Origin of the sequence: Nostoc sp. UIC 10607 (genome assembly GCF_047228265.1) — a bacterium.
Lineage (GTDB): Bacteria > Cyanobacteriota > Cyanobacteriia > Cyanobacteriales > Nostocaceae > Nostoc > Nostoc foliaceum_A.
Genome location: NZ_JBIQNW010000204.1, coordinates 1 through 964, shown reverse-complemented (window position 1 = coordinate 964; position 964 = coordinate 1). Strand labels below are relative to the sequence as shown.

The 964-nt window shown below is 40.7% G+C and carries 1 protein-coding gene; it reads right to left on the bottom strand.

Annotation, left to right across the window (positions count from 1 at the left end):
- Window positions 1-15: 15 nt before the first annotated feature.
- A complete protein-coding gene (locus ACEYW6_RS36390) occupies window positions 16-894 on the bottom strand; it encodes an IS982 family transposase (protein WP_412983636.1) in 879 nt (292 codons plus the stop codon).
- Window positions 895-964 lie beyond the last annotated feature (70 nt).

Here is a 964-nt window from a genome sequence, read left to right as displayed (position 1 = left end):
TAACCTGAGTTCGGGTTAAGCAGATTGAGGTAAAAGCCATTCCATCTGAAGGCTGGGTTTCTTAGGTTGATGGCAATAAGCGATTAATCCGCACAGAACGTTAACACAGAAATTAACGGGGCTTCGGTGTCTAGAATGTTCGATTTGAGAAATATTCTTAAGTTGATCGTTAATAGTCTCAATAATGGAGCGTTTACGGGATAAGAGCTTGTCATGGAGATGCATCAGATGGTTTTTCATGTTGCGACGGGGTTTGGCAAAAAATTTAATGCCGAACTCTTGCAAAAGTTGAGAAGCCAGTTTTTGAGAGACATATCCGCGATCGCCAAATATTTTGCCAAACAGATCACTGAGTAAATCGGGAACTGGTTGACGGTCATCAATATTACCAGGAGTAAGAACCACATTTAAGAGTTGACCAAGTTCATTGACGACAAGATGAAGCTTAAACCCGAAAAACCAATCCACAGAAGTCTTTCCACGAGAGGCTAAACCTTCAAAAACCTTATGCCGAGAAATCCGACGATTATGGCAGACCTTCAGACATGTTGAATCGATAAAACCGATACCCGTACACCGTCCAAAACAATGCTTCAGGTAAACGCACAAAGGTATCAAGGTTGATGGTATCCATTCAATGAATCGTTGATAACTCGGAAGTCCCGGAAAAGCACAACTCCATTGCTGTTTGACATGATTCAAATAAAAATGCTTGAAATTCCGGTAGTGATTTTGATGAAATGCAATCAGTATCGTCATTATTTCACTCAAACACAGACTTCTAGCCCGAATCCGTCTTATTCCTCCATGTACTAACAGCTTTTTGTGCCATTGGCTTTCAAACGCCTTACAAAAATCATCTACATGGCAGAACAAAAATTCTAAACTAAACATAGGACAGGTGCTGGATTTGACGTTATTTTCAGCTTACTACCTGTCCCTTTCCTTATCCCGAACTCAGGTT